The following is a 14,644-nucleotide window of genomic DNA, read 5'->3' on the forward strand; positions in this document are numbered from 1 at the left end:
ACAACGTCGGCATAGGGAGCCCGCATGAGCGAACAGCAGATCCTTCTGAGTGTGGGCGGCATCGGCGCAGCGGCGCTCGCCTGCCAGTGGCTGGCCTGGCGCCTGAAGTTGCCGGCGATTCTGTTTCTGTTGTTGGCCGGGATCCTTGCCGGCCCAGCGCTGGGATGGCTCGACCCGGAGGCGCTGTTCGGCCCGTTGCTGATGCCGCTGGTGTCGCTGTCGGTGGCGCTGATTCTGTTCGAAGGCAGCCTGACCCTGCACCTGTCGCAGTGGCGCGAGATCGGCAGTGTGGTGCATCGCCTGGTCACGGTGGGCGCACTGGTCACCTGGCTGGTGATTGCACTGGCAACCCACTGGCTGCTCGGGTTCGACTGGCCGCTGGCGATTCTTTTCGGCACCCTGACGCTGGTGACCGGCCCCACGGTGATCGTGCCCATGCTGCGCGTGGTGCGCCCAAAGGCAACGATCGCGAACATCCTGCGCTGGGAAGGGATCATGATCGACCCGATCGGCGCGCTGCTCGCCGTTGTGGTCTACAGCTTCATCATCGCCAGCGCCGAGGGTAACGGCCTGAGCCAGAGCCTTATCACTTTTGCCGGTGTGATCTTCTGCGGTACCGCCCTGGGCGCGGCAGGGGGCTGGGTACTGGGGCAAATCATGCGCGAACAGTGGCTACCAGAGTATCTGCACAATCTCGCGTCTCTGGCGGCGGTACTGGGCATTTTCATCGCCGCCAACCAGATCGTGCACGAGTCCGGGCTGCTGGCGGTGACCGTGATGGGTATGTGGCTGGCCAACATGCGCGGGGTTGATGTGCGGCAAATCCTGCACTTCAAGGAAAACCTCAGTGTGCTGCTGATATCCGGCCTGTTCATCCTGCTGGCTGCACGCCTTGATCTGCATGCCCTACTGGGCCTTGGCCCTGCTGTGCTGGCATTGTTGCTGGTGATCCAGCTGCTGGCACGTCCGCTCAACGTTTGGCTGGCCACACTGGGCTCGACACTCAACTGGCGGGAGCGCGCGCTGCTGGCCTGGATTGCGCCACGCGGCATCGTTGCTGCGGCCGTTTCAGCCATTTTTGCCATCCGCCTGCACCAGGCCGGTCACCAGGATGCCTTGCTGCTGGTACCGTTGACCTTCGCGGTTATCATCGGCACGGTGGTACTGCAAAGCGCCACGGCCAGGCCGCTGGCACGCTTGCTCAAGGTCGCCGAACCGGCACCCAGCGGGTTTCTCATCGTCGGTGCCAACGAACCGGCCCGGGCCATTGCCAAAGCCCTTCAACAATTGGGCTGCCGGGTTTTGCTGACGGACTCCAGCTGGGAAAACATCCGCGCCGCACGCATGGACGGGCTCACGACCTACTTCGGCAACCCGGCCTCGCAGCATGCCGACGCCCATCTTGACCTGGTCGGCCTCGGGCACTTGCTGGGCCTCTCTCCCGCCGGCGAAATCAATGCGCTGGCCTGCGCCAGGTTCCGTCATGATTTCGGCCACAGTCGGCTGTTCGTGCTAGTCAGTGGCCTTGAGAAACAACGTAGCGACAAGCACCGGGCGGCCGAAGAGCACCGCGGGCATCTATTGGGGGCCAAACCGATGACCTATCTGCAACTGGCCAACCGCATGCATCAGGGCGCCGAGCTGTATAGCACCAACCTGACCGAAGGCTTTGGCTGGGATGCCTACCAGGCGCTGCATGGCGAGCGGGCACACTTGCTGTTCGCCCGCGACGGCCAGGGCTGGGTCCATGTAGCCAGCCCTGATAACCCGTTGCAGCCGCAGCCGGGCTGGACCCTGGTGGCATTGATCGAGCCAGCACCGGAGCCGTGATACTCAGGCGCCTGGCAGCACGGGCACCGGGCGCTTGTCCTCGTCGATGGCGACGAAGCTGAACACCCCATGGATCGCCCGGTCACGGCCATCCAGATACATGTTCTCGACAAACACATCCACCTGCACCTGCAAGCTGGTGTTGCCAACCTTGATCACCGTCCCCACCAGCTCGACGATCGAGCCCGCCGGAATCGGGTGCTTGAAATCGATGCGGTCGGTAGACACGGTCACCAACGGCAGGCGGCAGAAACGCGTGGCAGCGATGAACGACACTTCGTCCATCCAGGCCAGGGCGGTGCCGCCGAACAGGGTGTTGTGGTGGTTGGTGGTATTGGGGAACACCGCCTTGGTCACGCGGGTCACCGACAGTTCGGTGCGGCGTTGGATTTCCTGGTCTCGGGTCGTCATGGCAATCACATTTTCGGGGTTTCAAAACGCAAAAAAGCAGCCCGAAGGCTGCTTTTTTCTCGCTAGGCGGCCTCGGCCACCGGGCAAACTGCACTCAGGACAGTTTTTCCTTGATGCGAGCGGCTTTGCCGGACAGGTCGCGCAGGTAGTACAGCTTGGCTTTACGCACGTCACCACGACGTTTCACGGCCAGGCTGTCGATTTGCGGGCTGTAGGTCTGGAAGGTACGCTCTACGCCAACGCCGCTGGAGATCTTGCGCACGGTGAAGGCGCTGTTCAGACCGCGGTTACGCTTGGCGATAACGACGCCTTCGAACGCCTGCAGACGGGAACGCTCACCTTCCTTCACTTTAACCTGAACGACAACGGTGTCGCCTGGTGCGAAGGTCGGGATTTCCTTGCTCATCTGCTCGGCTTCGAGCTGCTGGATGATCTTGTTGGTCATGCTGTGCTCCTAAGATGGATACGCGATCCACCATCGATACGTTTAACTATCGTCCCGCTCGCGGAGATATTCCTCGAGCAGCTTCTTCTCTTCTCCAGAAAGCGAGCGACTTTCCAGAAGATCGGCGCGTCGTTCGAAGGTCCTACCAAGGGACTGCTTCATCCTCCAACGCCGGATATGTGCATGGTTGCCACTTAGCAACACGTCGGGAACACGCTGATCCGCATACACCTCTGGCCGGGTGTAGTGCGGGCAATCGAGCAGACCGTCGGTGAAGGAATCTTCTTCCGCCGAGTCCACATGCCCTAAAGCTCCGGGCAGCAGTCGCGTAACCGCATCGATCAGTACCATGGCCGGCAGCTCGCCACCGGAAAGCACATAGTCGCCAATCGACCACTCCTCATCGACATGAGCCTCGATAAAGCGCTCGTCGATGCCTTCATAACGACCGGCGATCAGGATCAACGATTCCTGTTCGGCCAGGCCTTTGACCGCCTGCTGAGTCAGCTTGCGGCCTTGTGGCGAAAGGTAGATCACCTTCGCCGCTGCTCCGGTAGCCTGCCTGGCGCTAACCAGGGCGTCTTCCAGAGGCTTGATTTTCATCACCATGCCCGGACCACCGCCAAACGGTCGATCATCTACCGTGTGGTGACGATCTGTGGTGTAGTCCCGCGGGTTCCAGCAAGTCACCTGAAGCAACCCTTGTTTCACCGCGCGGCTGGTAATGCCGTACTCCGTGATGGCCGAGAACATCTCGGGGAACAACGTGATGACGTCTACGCGAAGGTTACCCATCGTTTAGAAGTCCGCGTCCCATTCGACCCGCATCACGCCTGCTTCGAGGTCGATTGCCAGCACACATTGCTCCGTATAGGGCAACAGACGCTCGCGATCATCCAGGCTGCCTGCGCAGGGCTTGACCACCATTACATCGTTCGCACCGGTCTCCAACAGGTGATCGACCTTGCCGAACAGTTGTTCGTCCTGGTTGATGACCTTCAGACCTACCAACTGGTACCAGTAGTACTCGTCGGCAGCCAGGTTGGGCAAAAGGCTCCGCGGGATGCAGATTTCGTAACCGCTCAGAAGACGGGCTTCATCGCGATCGTCGAGACCTTTCAGCTTCACGACCAGGCCCTTTTGGGAGCCACGACCGCTGACCAGCTCGACCTGCTTTACCTTGCCTTCGTGCCGAAGCGTCCAGCGTGGATAATCCAACAGGTTTTCAATCGGATCGGTAAAGGAATACACCTTCACCTCGCCGCGAACGCCGTGAACCGAAAAAATCTTGCCAACGACGATGAGGTCGTCAGCCTTTTCTGGCGTCGCGTTCATACTATTCAGGCAGCGGCCTTGGCAGCTTCCTTCAGCAGCTGAGCAACACGCTCAGACGGCTGTGCACCCTGGCTCAGCCAGTAGGTGACGCGCTCTTGGTTGACCGACAGCTTAACTTCGGCGCCAGCGGCGATTGGGTTGAAGAAACCTACGCGCTCAACGAAACGGCCGTCACGGGCGTTACGCGAGTTGGTCACGGTCAGGTGGTAGAATGGGCGCTTTTTCGAGCCGCCACGGGCCAGACGAATGGTTACCATGTGAACATCGTTCCTATAGTCGGTGCTGCAGTTGATACAGCAGCTGGTACTGCAAATCTGAATGCCAAATAGGCACACGGGTGCCCAAAAGGCCGCATATTCTCGGGGAATACACGGACATTTGCAAATGACTTTTTCGGCAAGGCCTCGCCCTGCCGTCCAGATTTGCCGGTTGCGCCGCGAAATTCGCGGCTGTTGCCCCGCGACAGCGGGGGTTCTGGGCGCCTGCCCGACAAAAGGCAGGCACCCGGATCAGGGGTTACAGCTTTGGCATGCCGCCACCTGGCAGCATCCCACCGAGGCCGCGCATCATCTTGGCCATGCCGCCTTTGGCAGAGAACTTCTTCATCATCTTCTGCATCTGCTTGTGCTGCTTGATCAGCCGGCCGATGTCCTGCACCTGGGTACCGGAACCCAACGCAATACGGCGCTTGCGCGAACCGCTGATCAGATCAGGGTCACGGCGCTCGGCCGGGGTCATGGAATTGATGATCGCTTCCATCTGCTTGAACTGCTTTTCGGCCGCGCCCTGGGCGTTGCCCATTTGTGACAGGTTGACCCCGCCGATGCTTGGCAGCTTGTCCATCAGGCCGCCGAGACCGCCCATGTTCTTCATTTGCTGCAGCTGGTCACGGAAGTCTTCGAGGTCGAAGCCCTTGCCCTTCTTCAGCTTCTTGGCCAGCTTGTCGGCCTTGGCCTTGTCGATGGTCTGCTCGGCCTGCTCGATCAGGCTGAGCACGTCGCCCATGCCGAGGATGCGCGAAGCGACGCGGTCGGGGTGGAACGGCTCGAGGGCCTCGGTCTTCTCACCCATACCGATGAACTTGATCGGTTTGCCGGTGATTGCACGTACCGACAGCGCAGCACCGCCACGGGCGTCACCGTCAACCTTGGTAAGCACCACACCGGTCAGCGGCAGCGCCTCGCCAAAGGCCTTGGCGGTGTTGGCAGCGTCCTGGCCGGTCATGGCGTCGACCACGAACAGCGTCTCGATCGGTTTGACAGCAGCGTGCAGCGCCTTGATCTCGTCCATCATGTCGGCGTCGATGTGCAGACGGCCGGCGGTGTCGACGATGACGACGTCGATGAACTTCAGCTTGGCTTCACGGATGGCGGCTTCGGCGATGGCCACCGGCTTCTGGCTGATATCGGACGGGAAGAAGGTGACGCCGATATCGTTGGCCAGTGTTTCCAACTGCTTGATCGCCGCCGGACGATAGACGTCGGCAGACACCACCATCACGCTCTTTTTCTTGCGCTCTTTAAGAAAGCGCGCCAGCTTGCCGGCGGTGGTGGTCTTACCGGCGCCCTGCAGGCCCGCCATCAGTACGACAGCAGGCGGGGCGGCGTTCAGTGCGAGGTCTTCGTTGGCCGCGCCCATCAGGCTTTCCAGCTCGGCCTGGACGATCTTCACGAAGGCCTGGCCCGGGGTCAGGCTGCGCGACACCTCGGTACCGACCGCACGATCCTTGACGCTGTTGACGAAATCCTTGACTACCGGCAGGGCAACGTCGGCCTCGAGCAGCGCCATGCGCACTTCGCGCAGCGTGTCCTTGATGTTGTCTTCGGTCAGCTTGGCCTTGCCGGTGACATGGCGCAGCGTCTGTGACAGGCGGTCGGTCAGGTTTTCGAACATGGTGATCCTTTCAGGCCCAGTAAAGCCGAGGTTTGTCAGGTGCCAGGGGGGAAATACACACCCGCCGGGCACAGCAAGGCGGCGATTATAGCGAAGTGCAGCGGCGACGCACACCTTGGTAGATATTCGGTGGCTGTGCTGGCCTCTTCGCGGGCGCGCCCGTTCCCACAGGATCCTCATTGCTTGCAGGCCTGCGCCATACCTGTGGGAGCGGGCGTGCCCGCGAATGCCCTGACACAACCCTTCAGTCTTCCTAGAGCGGCAGAATCTATGCCAAACTCCGTCTCTTTAAAGGCTCGCCAACCAGGACTTATGTTCTCCTCACCCAGCCTCATCCCCAACCTGATCGCAGCCGGCCTATATATAGCGGCGGCCATCTACCAGGGCTCATACCTGTCCCAGGGCCGCAAGGCCGAAAAGCGCCTGCTTGGCCTGCTGGGTGCCATCGCGGTCCTGGCCCAGGCCGGTGCACTGTTCTTCCAGCTGATCACCCCGCTGGGCCTGAGCCTGGACTTCTTCAGCGCCGCCAGCCTGATCGCCGTGGCCGTCATCTCCCTGACCCTGCTGGCCTGCCTGCGCATACCCGTGGAAAACCTGCTGGTGCTGCTGTTCCCGCTGGGTGCGGTGACCGCGCTGCTGGCCCAGTTCGCCCCCCCCGGCACGGTACCGCTGATCAACGAAGAACCCGGCATCCTTGCGCACATCCTGTTGTCGATCCTGGCCTACGGGCTGTTCACCATCGCGGTGTTCCAGTCGCTGCTGTTGTTGCTGCAGGACCGCCAGCTGAAGAACAAGCACCCGTCCGGGCTGATCCGCAACTTCCCGCCACTGCAAACCATGGAAAGCCTGCTGTTCGGCTTCCTCTGGGCCGGCTGGTGCCTGCTGTCGCTGTCGCTGATCTCCGGCTGGCTGTTCCTCGACAACCTGTTCGCCCAGCACCTGGCGCACAAGACCTTGCTGGCCTGTGTCGCCTGGGTGGTGTTCAGCGTGCTGCTGTGGGGCCGCACCCGCCTGGGTTGGCGGGGCCACATGGCCATCCGCTGGACGCTGAGCGGTTTCTGCCTGCTGATGCTGGCCTATTTCGGCAGCAAGCTGGTTCGCGAATTCATCTTGCATATCTGACGGCCGCCCATGGACACCCTGCCGTACGCACCGCTATTCGGCACTCTGGCACTGGCCCTTTTGTGGTCAGCACTGTTCACTGCAGTGGAAGCTGCCCGCCTTCAACTCAATGGCACACTGCGCGCCGGCGAAGACGGCCATCCCGTGCTGCCAGCCCAGGCCTTGGTGCTGTGCGCCAGCCTGGGTAAGCTGCTGGTGCTGGGGCTGGCCTGCCTGATGGGCCAGCGCCAGAGCGGCGAGCACGGCTTCTGGCTGGCAGGCCTGGCCGCGACCCTCACCTTGCTGGTGTTTGCCGAGTACCTGCCGCGGCGCCTGGCCCGGCGTAACCCGCAGGCGTTCGTGAGCCTTGGTGCCAACCTGCTGAAAGTGCCTCTCGCACTGCTGCAGCCACTGGCCTGTCTGCTGGACGGCGCCGCCAAGCTGATTCTGCGCCCGTTCCGGGCACAGCCCACAGCTGTGGCCCTGCACACGCAGGAGGCCGACGACTTCGATGAAGATGAACAGCACGAAGCGCCTCGTCAGGGTCTGCTCGACGGCCTGCAGTCGCTGGACAAGATCACCGTCAACGACATCCTGGTGCCGCGCAACGAAGTGGATGGCATCAACCTCGACGAGCCGATCGAACGCATCATCGAGCAGCTGATCGTCAGCCGCCACACCCGCCTGCCGGTCTACCACAACGACATCAACCAGGTCGAAGCGATCCTCAACACCAAACTGATCAGCCACCTGCTGCCCAAGGCCGAGCTGACCCTGGAAGCGCTGCACAGCGCCTGCTACGAACCCTATTTCGTACCGGAAAGCACGCCCCTGCAAATGCAGCTGTTGAACTTCCACAAGCAGCAACGCCGCTTGGGCGTGGTGGTGGACGAGTACGGCGAAGTACTTGGCATCGTCACCCTGGAAGACATCCTCGAAGAGATCGTCGGCGAGTTCGAGGACGAGCAAAGCCTGGATAACCCGCATGTGCACCCGCAGCCCGATGGCACCTTCGTCATCGACGGCACCGCTTCGTTACGCGAAATCAACCGCACCCTGAGCTGGCACCTGCCCTGCGACGGCGGGCCGAAAACCCTCAACGGGCTGGTTACCGAAGCGCTGGAAAGCATCCCGGAAAGCGCTGTTTGCCTGAAGATAGGCCGCTATCGCCTGGAAATCCTTGAAACAGAGGACAATTGTGCCAGCAAGATACTGGTGTGGACCGTGACCCGATAGCTATACTCGGGTCACGCTTACCCAGCCCCGCCGTCACGCCTGCTACCCGCACCCGGCGCTCCACGGCCAGTCCGCTCCACTGATACGCCCTGCGGTCCTGCGTCAACACCCCCGAACAGTACCCGCCCCGCCCCTACCCCCTTGGGCTATCGTCAGTCGGGCGCACACAACAAAACGCTCCGGCGCCCGCTTAACCGTACCCGCCCTTTTGCAGGGCATGCCGTTGCGGGCCAAGCCCATGGAGCCGGACCAGACTGTCAGGGACCTCCTCAATGACAAGCAGCACTTATGCCCAAGCGCCTGCCGCGCCAGTCAACTCGCCTGCGCGGGTAGCCACTGCCAGCTTCATCGGCACCGCCATCGAGTTCTACGATTTCTACGTCTACGCCACCGCCGCTGCCCTGGTGATCGGACCGGTGTTCTTCCCGTCCGGGTCGGGCACCGCGCAAATGCTGGCCGCCTTCCTCACCTTCGGTATCGCCTTTCTCGCCCGGCCACTGGGCTCGGCGTTATTCGGCCATTTTGGCGACCGCATCGGTCGCAAATCCACACTGGTCGCCTCGCTGCTGCTGATGGGCGTATCCACCACCGCCATTGGCGTGCTGCCAGGCTATGACAGCATTGGCGTGTGGGCGCCGATCATTCTCTGCCTGCTGCGTTTTGGCCAAGGCCTGGGCCTGGGCGGCGAATGGGGTGGCGCGGCCCTGCTGGCTACCGAAAACGCCCCGGAAGGTAAGCGGGCCTGGTTCGGCATGTTCCCGCAACTGGGCCCGTCAATCGGCTTCCTGGCGGCCAACGGCCTGTTCCTGACCCTGGCCCTGGTGCTCAGCGACGAGCAGTTCCGCGAGTGGGGCTGGCGCATTCCATTCCTGCTCAGCGCCGCACTGGTACTGGTGGGCCTGTACGTGCGCCTGAAACTCGAAGAGAGCCCGGTGTTCGCCAAGGCCGTTGCTCGCCACGAGCGGGTGAAAATGCCAGTGGTCGACCTGTTCTCGAAATACTGGCTGCCAACCCTGCTGGGCGCTGCGGCCATGGTGGTGTGCTATGCACTGTTCTACATTTCCACGGTGTTCTCGCTGAGCTACGGCGTGACCACACTGGGCTACAGCCGCGAAACGTTCCTTGGCCTGCTGTGCTTCGCGGTGGTGTTCATGGCACTGGCCACACCGTTGTCGGCCTGGCTCAGTGACCGTTACGGGCGCAAGCCGGTACTGATCGTCGGCGGCCTGCTGGCGATAGCTTCGGGCTTTACCATGGAGCCACTACTGACCTCGGGATCGACTGCGGGCGTGGCGCTGTTCCTGGCCATCGAGCTGTTCCTGATGGGGGTGACCTTCGCGCCGATGGGTGCACTGCTGCCAGAGCTGTTCCCGACCCACGTACGTTATACCGGTGCCTCGGCGGCGTATAACCTGGGCGGTATCGTCGGCGCCTCGGCGGCACCCTTCTTTGCCCAGAAGCTGGTGAGCATGGGGGGTTTGAGCTGGGTGGGGGGTTATGTGTCGGTGGCGGCGGTGATCAGCCTGATAGCCGTGCTGTGCCTTAAAGAGACGCGGGATACCGCGCTGTAAGCCACTGGGGCCGCTTTGCGGCCCTATCGCGACACAAGGCCCACAGGGATAGCGTAAGCCTGGAAGCTGCGCTATCCCTGTGGGAGCGGCCTTGTGTCGCGATAGGGCTGCAGCCCCAGTATTCTCGGATCAGAACTCGACCTTGACCGCCTGCGAAGCACGGGTCGCCTTGGCACGCGCCAGTTCGACCGACTCGTCACGCGCCAGGCACACGCCCATACGGCGGGTACCGTTGATTTCCGGCTTGCCGAACAGGCGAATGGCGGTATCCGGCTCACTCAGCGCTGCCCCCAGGTTGGCGAAGCTGGTCTGTTGGGACTGGCCTTCAGGCAAGATCACTGCCGAGGCCGACGGGCCGAACTGACGCACCACCGGAATCGGCAGACCGAGAATGGCGCGGGCATGCAGGGCGAATTGCGACAGGTCCTGGGAAATCAGGGTAACCAGACCGGTGTCATGCGGGCGCGGCGATACTTCGCTGAACCACACCTGGTCGCCCTTCACGAACAATTCCACACCAAACAGGCCGCGACCGCCGAGGGCATCGGTGACCGCCTTGGCCACGCGCTGCGATTCGGCCAGCGCCTTCGGGCTCATGGCCTGTGGCTGCCAGGACTCCTGGTAATCGCCCTTCTCCTGACGGTGGCCGACGGGTTCAAGGAAGGTGGTACCGCCCACGTGGCGCACGGTCAGCAGGGTGATTTCATATTCGAAGTCAATGAAACCCTCGACGATCACCCGGCCCTTGCCAGCGCGGCCGCCCTCCTGGGCATAGTCCCACGACTTCTGCAGGTCAGCATCGCTGCGCAGCAGGCTCTGGCCCTTGCCCGACGAGCTCATCACCGGCTTGACCACGCACGGGTAACCCAGGTCGGCTACAGCCTTGGCGTAGTCTTCATAGGTGTCGGCGAAGTGGTACGGCGAGGTTGGCAGGTCCAGCTCTTCGGCAGCCAGGCGGCGGATGCCTTCGCGGTTCATGGTCAACTGGGTGGCGCGGGCCGTCGGCACCACGGTAAAACCTTCGTTTTCCAGCTCGACCAGGGTGGCGGTGGCGATGGCTTCGATTTCCGGCACGATGTAGTGCGGCTTCTCGGCTTCGATCACCGCGCGCAGGGCAACGCCATCGAGCATGTTGACCACATGGCTGCGATGCGCCACCTGCATTGCCGGAGCATTGGCGTAACGGTCGACGGCGATTACTTCGACGCCCAGGCGCTGCAGCTCGATTACCACTTCCTTGCCCAGCTCGCCACAGCCGCAGAGCAGTACACGGGTCGCTGTGGGCGACAATGGGGTTCCGATACGGGTCATTTCAGGTCCTCGAAGGCATCCGGGGCCGCGCCAGGCTAGGCGCCACCCGCTGAAAAAGGACCGCTATTCTACACCATCAACCGGCCACGGCGGCCCGCCGGGCGCGAAATGCCATGGCCAGCCACACCGCGGTTACACCGGCGAACTTCGAGGCCATCGCTGTGCCGATCACTGCCGGGGTCAGCGCGCCGATCATGCCAAAGAAAATGAAGGTATCCACCGGGATGCTCAGCGCCGAACTGAGCCACAGGCGGTCGCGCAGCGGCCGACGGGTGATACTGAACACCAGCCAGTCGATCAGCTCGGAAATGAAGAACGCAGTGGCGCTGGCCAGGGCGATGGCCGGCTCCGATGTGACATAGGACAGCACCAGTGCCACCAGCATGGCGAACAGGGCGCCATGACCGAAACGGGTCTGCACCATGTCGCGCAGGATGAACACCAGGCCACCCCAGGCGGACCAGATGATGTCCAGGTGCGGGGCACTGGAGAAGGCGTAGTTGATCAGCACTACGCTGCTGATGTAGGCAATCAGATAGAACATGGCGGGCTGTCTGTGGGCAAGCCGTACAGATTACCGCTGGGCCGTTCGCGGGTAAACCCGCGCCCACAGATGTTGTGCAGCCCTCAAGACTGACGCTGCAACCTGTGGGAGCGGGCGTGCCCGCGAAGCTGCCACTGCGGTGCATGGCACCGGCTTCGCCAGTGTTCACGGGTAAACCCGCTCTTACAGGGTTCGCGTCAGGCCTGCAAGATGAGGCCGGCTTCTACCGCCCGTTCATGACAACGCTTGAGCACCGCCCGACGCTCATCATTGTCCATCCGCCCCCAGCGGCCAATCTCGGCCACGGTACGCTGGCAGCCGGTGCAGATATCCTGCTCATCCAGCGCGCAAATGCTCACGCACGGCGATGCCACCGGCCGCTCTGCTACATCACTCATCATCAACCACCAACGCTTGCGCATAACGCTGGGCATTGTGCACGTAATGTGCGGCACTCGCTTCAAGCATGCGCTTCTGCTGCTCGGTCAGTTCGCGTACCACCTTGCCCGGCGAGCCCATCACCAGCGAACCGTCTGGAATTTCCTTGCCCTCGGCGATCAGTGCATTGGCGCCGATGATGCAGTGCTTGCCGATGCGTGCGCCATTGAGGATCACTGCGTTGATACCGACCAGGCTGAAGTCGCCCACCGTGCAGCCATGCAACATGGCATTGTGGCCAACGGTCACGCCCTTGCCCAACGTCAGTGGCGAGCCCATGTCAGTGTGCATCACCGTGCCATCCTGCACGTTGCTGCCTTCGCCAATGTCGATCAGCTCGTTATCACCGCGCAACACCGCGCCAAACCACACACTAGCATTGGCTTGCAGGCGCACGCTGCCAATGAGCGTGGCATTGGGTGCGGCCCAACTGGTGGGGTGGCTCTCGACCCGCAGGTCGCCCAGGCGATATTTCATGCTTGTTCCTCAGGCTGCGACGCAGACGGCGGGGTAGGCCCCGCTCAATTTTCGATGTAACGCTCCGGGGGCTGATGCAGGCTGATACCGGCATCGAACAGCAGGTTGACCAGCTCGACGATCATGATCGCCGACAAACCCCAGATCTTGTATTCACCATAGCGGTAACTGGGCACATACCAGCTACGCCCCTGGTAATCGATACGGTGGGTATGGTCGCGCGGGTCCTGCCGGAAGAATTCCAGCGGCACGGTGAATACTGCCGCTATCTCGGCATCATTGGCGCGATATTCGACGAAGTCGGGAATAAGCCCGACGAATGGCGTCACTTTCAGGCCATGTAGCGAAATCAGCGGGCTGAGCGGACCAATCACCTCCACCAGGCCAGGGGGCAGGCCGATTTCTTCTTCAGCCTCGCGCAGGGCAGTAAAGACCAGGTCCGGGTCTTCCGGGTCGCGGCGGCCACCGGGAAAGGCTACTTCACCACCGTGGGTAGACAGGCCTTTGGCGCGCAGGGTCAAGACCAGTTCGGGCGCTTCGCTGCGGGTAATGGGCAAGAGGACCGCCGCTTCGGGGAACCGCCTGTCGGTTTCCAATGACGCGGGTTGGTGGTTGCTCATTCGGCGAAGTAGCTCGTCCAGCATTGCGCACGCTCGTATCCAGGTCCTGTGTTGCATCATGCACCAAAGCCGCGAAGCACCCAAGCCCCAGCGCTTGCGACGGCACGGTGGCCGCGCCAAGATAGCCTTGAACATAAGGAACCACACATGAAATTCTGCAGCGCGTGCGGCCAACCGGTCACCCAGCGGATCCCCGAGGGCGATAGCCGCCTGCGGTACGTCTGCGGCTCTTGCCAGACCATCCACTACCAGAACCCCAATATCGTGGCCGGCGTGTTGCCGACCTGGGGCAGCCAGGTGTTGCTGTGTCGCCGCGCCATCGAACCGCGCCGGGGTTTCTGGACCCTGCCCGCCGGTTTCATGGAAAACGGCGAAACCCTCGACCAGGCCGCGCGTCGCGAAACCGTCGAGGAAGCCTGCGCCCGGGTCGGGCCGACGTCCCTGTACCAGCTGTTCGATCTGCCGCACATCAGCCAGGTGCATGTGTTCTTCCGCGCCGAGTTGGCGGACCTGGACTTTGCCGTCGGTGTCGAAAGCCTGGAGGTGCGGCTGTTCGAAGAACATGAGATACCGTGGGACGAGCTGGCTTTCCGCACCGTCACTCGCACACTAGAATGCTACTATCGCGACCGCATCGGCCAGCACTACCCCATAGGCCATGAATACCTGCCGCCGATGAACGTTTCGCAAAACACCTAAACGCCTTCAGGGATACTGTTACATGCGCTGGTTGCTTGCCCTCTTCTGCCTTTGCGTTACCTCGGTGTCCCAGGCGGCCTTCACCGAAACCATCATCCGCAAGCCCGCGCCGGCAGCGCAAACGCCATCGCCTTCGCAGCAAGCCATGCAACCGTTGATCGACAAGGTGCTGGTGATAAAGTCGGAGCGCCGCCTGCAGTTGATCAGCCGCGGCGAGCCGCTGAAAACCTACCGCATCTCGCTGGGCAAGCAGCCCAAGGGCGCCAAGGAACGCGAAGGCGACAAGAAAACCCCTGAGGGCTTGTACTGGCTGGACTGGCGCAAGCAGAGCGACCGCTTCAACCTGGCCATGCACATCAATTACCCGAACATCAGCGATGCCGCCCGCGCGACCCGGGCAGGCGTGAATGCCGGCAGCATGATCATGATTCACGGCACACCGATCAATGATGAATACCCGGAGTGGTACTTCCATACCCTGGACTGGACGGATGGTTGCATTGCCATGCGCAACCGCGACATGCAGGAAGTGTGGGACCTGGTTCGGGATGGAACGCTGATCGAGATCCGCCCTTGAAATAGAGCCTTCCGGCAAAAGTTGTAGGAACCTTCTCACCAATTAGCGCGAATTTGCCTGACAGGTGCTTAGGCAGGGTACTGCATCCATACGAGTGGCTTAATTTCTAGCATCCACGCAGACGAGTACGAAAACCGTACATCATTTGCGGGGTGC

Annotated in this window: 17 protein-coding genes; 6 read left to right on the forward strand and 11 right to left on the reverse strand. The window is 62.0% G+C overall.

The features are described from left to right. Positions 1 to 24: 24 nt before the first annotated feature. Complete coding sequence (locus ACF8FG_RS14340; protein ID WP_014592193.1) at positions 25 to 1,830, forward strand: sodium:proton antiporter; 1,806 nt, start codon at positions 25 to 27, stop codon at positions 1,828 to 1,830. 3 nt (positions 1,831 to 1,833) lie between these two features. Here the strand turns inward: ACF8FG_RS14340 and ACF8FG_RS14345 are convergent, their stop codons facing one another. The 6 genes from ACF8FG_RS14345 to ffh form a co-directional block, all read right to left on the reverse strand. Next, on the reverse strand, positions 1,834 to 2,241 hold the full coding sequence (locus ACF8FG_RS14345) for an acyl-CoA thioesterase (RefSeq protein ID WP_014592194.1): 408 nt from the start codon (positions 2,239 to 2,241) through the stop codon (positions 1,834 to 1,836). A 94-nt stretch (positions 2,242 to 2,335) separates the two neighbouring features. Then, positions 2,336 to 2,686 carry a 50S ribosomal protein L19 gene (rplS, locus tag ACF8FG_RS14350; protein WP_003252148.1) on the reverse strand — a complete coding sequence of 117 codons (351 nt, stop codon included), beginning with the start codon at positions 2,684 to 2,686 and terminating at the stop codon, positions 2,336 to 2,338. A gap of 42 nt (positions 2,687 to 2,728) precedes the next feature. Beyond that, complete coding sequence (gene trmD, locus ACF8FG_RS14355; protein WP_003252146.1) at positions 2,729 to 3,481, reverse strand: tRNA (guanosine(37)-N1)-methyltransferase TrmD; 753 nt, start codon at positions 3,479 to 3,481, stop codon at positions 2,729 to 2,731. Between the two features lie 3 nt (positions 3,482 to 3,484). Further along, positions 3,485 to 4,021, reverse strand: a complete 537-nt coding sequence (rimM, locus tag ACF8FG_RS14360; protein ID WP_003252144.1) for a ribosome maturation factor RimM — start codon at positions 4,019 to 4,021, stop codon at positions 3,485 to 3,487. Between the two features lie 5 nt (positions 4,022 to 4,026). Further along, entirely contained in the window at positions 4,027 to 4,278 is a 252-nt protein-coding gene (rpsP, locus tag ACF8FG_RS14365; protein WP_003252142.1) for a 30S ribosomal protein S16, read from the reverse strand. A gap of 259 nt (positions 4,279 to 4,537) precedes the next feature. Then, on the reverse strand, positions 4,538 to 5,914 hold the full coding sequence (gene ffh / locus ACF8FG_RS14370) for a signal recognition particle protein (protein ID WP_003252139.1): 1,377 nt from the start codon (positions 5,912 to 5,914) through the stop codon (positions 4,538 to 4,540). A gap of 312 nt (positions 5,915 to 6,226) precedes the next feature. Between ffh and ACF8FG_RS14375 the strand changes: the two genes are divergently transcribed. The 3 genes from ACF8FG_RS14375 (at position 6,227) to ACF8FG_RS14385 (ending at position 9,822) form a co-directional block, all read left to right on the forward strand. After that, positions 6,227 to 7,036 (forward strand): inner membrane protein YpjD, encoded by an 810-nt coding sequence (locus ACF8FG_RS14375; RefSeq protein ID WP_014592195.1) that lies wholly within the window; start codon positions 6,227 to 6,229, stop codon positions 7,034 to 7,036. A 9-nt stretch (positions 7,037 to 7,045) separates the two neighbouring features. Continuing rightward, a complete protein-coding gene (locus ACF8FG_RS14380) occupies positions 7,046 to 8,251 on the forward strand; it encodes a transporter associated domain-containing protein (RefSeq protein ID WP_019436549.1) in 1,206 nt (401 codons plus the stop codon). Between the two features lie 272 nt (positions 8,252 to 8,523). Further along, positions 8,524 to 9,822, forward strand: coding sequence for an MFS transporter (locus ACF8FG_RS14385; protein WP_014592197.1), 1,299 nt, complete (start codon positions 8,524 to 8,526; stop codon positions 9,820 to 9,822). A gap of 129 nt (positions 9,823 to 9,951) precedes the next feature. On the opposite strand, the gene purT is transcribed toward ACF8FG_RS14385, so the two are convergent. The 5 genes from purT to ACF8FG_RS14410 all read right to left on the reverse strand — a co-directional run bounded on the left by purT (position 9,952) and on the right by ACF8FG_RS14410 (position 13,236). Then, positions 9,952 to 11,133, reverse strand: coding sequence for a formate-dependent phosphoribosylglycinamide formyltransferase (gene purT / locus ACF8FG_RS14390; RefSeq protein WP_010952557.1), 1,182 nt, complete (start codon positions 11,131 to 11,133; stop codon positions 9,952 to 9,954). 76 nt (positions 11,134 to 11,209) lie between these two features. Continuing rightward, positions 11,210 to 11,677, reverse strand: a complete 468-nt coding sequence (locus tag ACF8FG_RS14395; RefSeq protein ID WP_014592198.1) for a VUT family protein — start codon at positions 11,675 to 11,677, stop codon at positions 11,210 to 11,212. 197 nt (positions 11,678 to 11,874) lie between these two features. Further along, positions 11,875 to 12,078, reverse strand: a complete 204-nt coding sequence (locus ACF8FG_RS14400; protein WP_012053591.1) for a DUF1289 domain-containing protein — start codon at positions 12,076 to 12,078, stop codon at positions 11,875 to 11,877. Beyond that, positions 12,068 to 12,592: a gamma carbonic anhydrase family protein gene (locus tag ACF8FG_RS14405; RefSeq protein ID WP_014592200.1), complete on the reverse strand. Its 525-nt coding sequence runs from the start codon at positions 12,590 to 12,592 to the stop codon at positions 12,068 to 12,070. The genes ACF8FG_RS14400 and ACF8FG_RS14405 overlap by 11 nt, the downstream gene beginning before the upstream one ends. A gap of 44 nt (positions 12,593 to 12,636) precedes the next feature. Beyond that, positions 12,637 to 13,236, reverse strand: coding sequence for a CoA pyrophosphatase (locus tag ACF8FG_RS14410; protein WP_003252125.1), 600 nt, complete (start codon positions 13,234 to 13,236; stop codon positions 12,637 to 12,639). Between the two features lie 123 nt (positions 13,237 to 13,359). Here ACF8FG_RS14410 and ACF8FG_RS14415 point away from each other — a divergent pair, with 123 nt between their 5' ends. Together ACF8FG_RS14415 and ACF8FG_RS14420 are read left to right on the forward strand one after the other, a co-directional pair. Then, positions 13,360 to 13,911: an NUDIX hydrolase gene (locus tag ACF8FG_RS14415; RefSeq protein ID WP_014592201.1), complete on the forward strand. Its 552-nt coding sequence runs from the start codon at positions 13,360 to 13,362 to the stop codon at positions 13,909 to 13,911. A 22-nt stretch (positions 13,912 to 13,933) separates the two neighbouring features. Then, complete coding sequence (locus ACF8FG_RS14420) at positions 13,934 to 14,488, forward strand: murein L,D-transpeptidase family protein (protein ID WP_010952551.1); 555 nt, start codon at positions 13,934 to 13,936, stop codon at positions 14,486 to 14,488. Positions 14,489 to 14,644: the final 156 nt, after the last annotated feature.

The organism is Pseudomonas sp. YQ_6 (assembly GCF_043103245.1).
Taxonomy (GTDB): domain Bacteria; phylum Pseudomonadota; class Gammaproteobacteria; order Pseudomonadales; family Pseudomonadaceae; genus Aquipseudomonas; species Aquipseudomonas alloputida.